The organism is Microvirga calopogonii (assembly GCF_003347665.1).
Classification (GTDB): Bacteria; Pseudomonadota; Alphaproteobacteria; order Rhizobiales; family Beijerinckiaceae; genus Microvirga; species Microvirga calopogonii.
In genome coordinates, this window is sequence record NZ_QDGA01000190.1 from 1 (window position 1) to 4,878 (window position 4,878).

At 63.6% G+C, this 4,878-nt stretch carries 3 protein-coding genes; all 3 read left to right on the plus strand.

All coding sequences use genetic code 11. From position 1 onward, the window contains the following. On the plus strand, positions 1 to 2,166 hold a 2,166-nt coding region (gene scpA, locus DDF70_RS35390), incomplete at its 5' end, for a methylmalonyl-CoA mutase (RefSeq protein WP_114949162.1). 410 nt (positions 2,167 to 2,576) lie between these two features. Then, the gene (locus tag DDF70_RS35400) at positions 2,577 to 3,290 is read left to right on the plus strand and encodes a carbonic anhydrase (RefSeq protein ID WP_114949164.1); all 714 of its coding nucleotides are present in this window, start codon (positions 2,577 to 2,579) and stop codon (positions 3,288 to 3,290) included. A 125-nt stretch (positions 3,291 to 3,415) separates the two neighbouring features. Then, on the plus strand, positions 3,416 to 4,878 hold a 1,463-nt coding region (locus tag DDF70_RS35405), incomplete at its 3' end, for a phosphoenolpyruvate carboxykinase (protein ID WP_114947251.1).

Sequence of the window (4,878 nt, forward strand, 5' to 3'; positions counted from 1 at the left end):
ATGACCAGCATCCCGGACTTTTCGAGCGTCGCTTTCTCCGACGCTCCCCTGGCGTCCTCCTCCCAGGCTGCTTCGGAGCCCTGGCTCACGCCGGAGGGCATCGCGGTCAAGGGAGCCTATGGGCCTGAGGACCGCGCCGGGCTCGATTTCCTCGACACCTGGCCGGGCGTCGCGCCGTTCCTGCGCGGCCCGTACCCGACCATGTACGTCAACCAGCCCTGGACCGTGCGCCAATATGCGGGCTTCTCCACGGCCGAGGATTCCAACGCCTTCTACCGCCGCAACCTTGCGGCCGGCCAGAAGGGCCTGTCGGTCGCCTTCGATCTCGCGACTCATCGCGGCTACGATTCCGATCATCCGCGCGTGGCCGGCGACGTGGGCATGGCGGGCGTCGCCATCGATTCCATCTACGACATGCGCACGCTCTTCGCAGGCATCCCGCTCGATCAGATGAGCGTGTCGATGACCATGAACGGCGCGGTGCTGCCCGTTCTCGCGCTCTACATCGTGGCAGCGGAAGAACAGGGCGTGCCGCCGCAAAAGCTCTCCGGCACGATCCAGAACGACATCCTGAAAGAGTTCATGGTGCGCAACACCTACATCTACCCGCCCAAAGGGTCGATGCGCATCATCTCGGACATCTTCGGCTATACCTCGGCGAACATGCCGAAGTTCAACTCGATCTCGATCTCCGGCTACCACATGCAAGAGGCCGGCGCGACGCAGGACCTGGAGCTCGCCTATACGCTCGCCGACGGCGTCGAGTACATCCGCGCGGGCATTGCGGCCGGGCTCACGATCGACCAATTCGCGCCACGCCTGTCGTTCTTCTGGGCCGTGGGCATGAACTTCTTCATGGAAGTGGCCAAGATGCGCGCCGCGCGCCTCATCTGGGCGAAGCTCGTGAAGGGCTTCAACCCGCAGAGCGAGAAGTCGCTGCCGTTGCGCACGCACTCGCAGACCTCCGGCTGGTCCCTCACGGCGCAGGACGTGTTCAACAACGTCACCCGCACCTGCATCGAGGCGATGGCGGCGACCCAAGGCCATACGCAGTCGTTGCATACCAATGCGCTCGACGAAGCGCTGGCGCTGCCCACCGATTTCTCCGCCCGCATCGCCCGCAACACGCAGCTTTTCCTGCAGCAGGAGAGCGGTACCACGCGCATCATCGATCCGTGGGGTGGCTCGTATTATGTCGAGCGGCTCACCTACGAGCTGGCGCAGAAGGCCTGGGCGCACATTCAGGAGGTCGAGGAACTCGGCGGCATGGCGAAGGCCATCGAGGCCGGCATTCCGAAACTGAAGATCGAGGAGGCTGCCGCACGCACGCAGGCGCGCATCGATTCCGGTCACCAGAAGATCATCGGCGTGAACAGCTTCAAGTCGACGGACGAAGCATCCATCGACATCCTGAAGGTCGACAACGCCGCCGTGCGCGCGAGCCAGATCGAGAAGCTCAAGCGCCTGAAGGCCGACCGCAACCAGGCCGACGTGGACGCGGCGCTGGCCGCCCTCTCCACGGTCGCCGCGTCCGGCGACGGCAACCTGCTCGACCTCGCCGTGAAGGCGGCGCGGGCCAAGGCCACCGTGGGCGAGATTTCCGACGCGCTGGAGAAGGTCTGGGGCCGTCACCGCGCCGAGATCAAGGCGATCTCGGGCGTTTACAAGCGGGAGGTCGGCATGGCGTCGCCAGCCGTGGAGAAAGTCCGCCAACTGGTGGACCAGTTCGAGCACGACGATGGCCGGCGCCCGCGCATCCTGGTGGCCAAGATGGGCCAGGACGGACACGACCGCGGCCAGAAGGTGATCGCCTCCGCGTTCGCCGATCTCGGCTTCGACGTGGATATCGGCCCGCTCTTCGCGACGCCCGCGGAGGCGGCCCGCCAGGCGATCGAAAACGACGTCCACATCATCGGCGTGTCGTCGCTGGCGGCCGGCCATCTCACGCTGGTGCCGGAGCTCAAGGGGGAACTCGCGAAGTACGGCCGCGACGACATCATGATCGTGGTGGGCGGCGTGATCCCGCCGCAGGACTTCGACGCCCTTCATCAGGCCGGAGCCTCGGCGATCTTCCCGCCCGGCACCGTCATCGCCGACGCGGCCGTGAACTTGATCCGTGAGCTGAGTGCCCGTTTAGAGTTCAAGGAGGAACCCATGCCACAGTGATGTGTATGGCTTAGGGAAAAGGCACACCGGCAGATCTTTGCTCTATCTGCGAATTACCGGACCAAGCTTACAGGTACGAGATTGGAGAAATCGTGATTGGGCGCGAGAACCATATCGCGATTGTCGTACCCGACATTGAGGCCAGCAGAGCGCGGAAGCCCAATATCGGAGCCTGCGGCTCACCTATCCTCTCCCCATCCAAAGGATTTCGATGCAAGTCTAATATAGCGTGAGGAAATTTTGCAATGAACGAGTTTTCGATGGGCAAAAAATTGCGAAATTTTTTTGACTTTTGAAGATGCCAAGCGCACCTGTAGGATCCCAAGTCGTTATTGTTGACGTAATCTATAAGGTCGAGGTCGGGCTCGCGAAACTCTCTGCACAAAGGATTCTTGAATGAAGGATGATCCATGTTTCCGCAACGTCTGACCGAAGGCTACCGCGCATTCCTCAATGAACGCTTCCCGCGCGAGAAGAACCGCTTCGAGACCCTGGCCGAGAAGGGCCAGGCGCCCGAAGTGATGGTGATCGGCTGCTGCGACAGCCGCGTCTCCCCGGAGGTCATCTTCGACGCGAGCCCGGGCGAATTGTTCGTGGTGCGCAATGTGGCGAACCTGGTGCCGCCCTTCGAGACCGGGGGCGATTACCACGGCACCTCGGCGGCGCTCGAATTCGCCGTGCAGGCCCTGCGCGTGAAGCACATCGTGGTGCTGGGCCATGCCCGCTGCGGCGGCATCCGGGCCTTCGCGGACGAGACCGCCCCCCTGTCGCCGGGTGACTTCATCGGCCGCTGGATGAACCTGATCAAGCCCGCGGGCGAGCGGATCGGCCCGCGCGGGAACATAAATTTCGCCGACTATCTCACCCGTCTCGAACTGGCGGCCATTGAGAACAGCCTCAACAACCTAATGACCTTCCCCTGCATTCGCACCCTCGTGGAGCGCGGTAAGCTGGAACTCCACGGCGCTTACTTTGGCGTGGCGTCCGGTGTCCTGATGGTGCGTGACCCGGAGACTGGTGAGTATCGGTCTATGGTCGAGGACATGCCCCACCGGGTCTCGATGTTCTCCGCAACGGACGGAACTGCGATGGCACCGGCTTCGGCAAGAATGTCTTGGCTTTAGACTCAACGTAGTCGACGATGAGGCCACATTGGCGATAAGCCCTTAGGCCAACCTGTACATACGGGCATCTACAAATTGGAAGCCGAACTCACTTCTCGGCTATCATCTACAAGGAGAAGTCTTCCGTGGAAAATATCGGCGTCTTCAACAGCGCACAGGGTGCCGAGGCCTCCGGCCTCCGCAATCTCAAACGGGTCTACTGGAACCTCGAGGCGCCTGCTCTCTACGAGCAGTCCCTGACCCGGGGCGAGACCAAGCTCGTGCAGGGCGGTGCGCTTCTGGCCGACACCGGCGTGCATACGGGCCGCTCCCCCAAGGACAAGTTCGTGGTGCGCGACGAATCCACGGAGAACACCGTCTGGTGGGACAACAACGGCGCCATCACGCCCGGCCATTTCGACACCCTGCTGGCCGACTTCCTGGCCCATGCCGAGGGCAAGGAGCTGTTCGCGCAGGATCTCTACGGCGGCGCCGATCCGGCCTACCGGGTCAAGGCGCGCGTCTTCACGGAATATGCCTGGCATTCGCTCTTCATCCGCAACCTGCTGATCCGTCCCGACCGGGGCGAGCTCGCCGATTACGTGCCCGGCCTGACCATCATCGACCTGCCGTCCTTCAAGGCTGATCCGGCCCGGCACGGCTGCCGCACGGAGACGGTCATCGCCTGCGACTTCAAGCGCAAGATCGTGCTCATCGGCGGCACGTCCTATGCCGGCGAGATGAAGAAGTCGGTCTTCACCTATCTGAACTACGTGCTGCCCGCCCAGAAGGTCATGCCCATGCATTGCTCGGCCAATGTGGGCGACGAGGGCGACGTGGCCGTGTTCTTCGGCCTCTCCGGCACCGGCAAGACCACGCTCTCGGCCGATCCGAACCGGGTCCTGCTCGGCGACGACGAGCATGGCTGGGGCCCGAACGGCGTGTTCAACTTCGAGGGCGGCTGTTACGCCAAGACGATCCGCCTCTCCCGCGAGGCGGAGCCCGAGATCTTCGCCACCACCGAGCGCTTCGGCACGGTGCTGGAGAACGTGACCATCGATCCGATCACGCGCATTCCCGATTTCGACGATGCGTCGAAGACGGAGAACACGCGCTGCGCCTATCCGCTCGACTTCATTCCCAATGCGAGCTCCACGGGCCGCGCGGGCATTCCGAAGAACATCGTGATGCTCACCTGCGATGCCTTCGGCGTGCTGCCTCCCATCGCCAAGCTGACGCCTGCCGAGGCCATGTACCACTTCCTCTCCGGCTACACGGCGAAGGTCGCGGGCACGGAGAAGGGCGTGAAGGATCCGGAGGCCACGTTCTCGACCTGCTTCGGCGCGCCCTTCATGCCGCGTCATCCGTCCGAATACGGCAACCTGCTGCGCGATCTCATCGCCAAGCACTCGGTGGATTGCTGGCTCGTCAACACGGGCTGGACCGGCGGTAAGTACGGCGTCGGCCGGCGCATGCCGATCCGTGTCACCCGCCGCCTGCTCACGGCGGCTCTCGACGGTTCGCTCTCCCGCGCCGATTTCCGCCGCGACCCGTATTTCGGCTTCGCGGTGCCGACCTCGGTGCCCGGCGTCGAGCCGCACATCCTGTA

Excerpts from the sequence above, each read along its gene's own strand:
- DDF70_RS35400 (WP_114949164.1), top strand. The coding sequence starts at position 2,577 with ATGTTTCCGCAACGTCTGACCGAAGGCTACCGCGCATTCCTCAATGAA.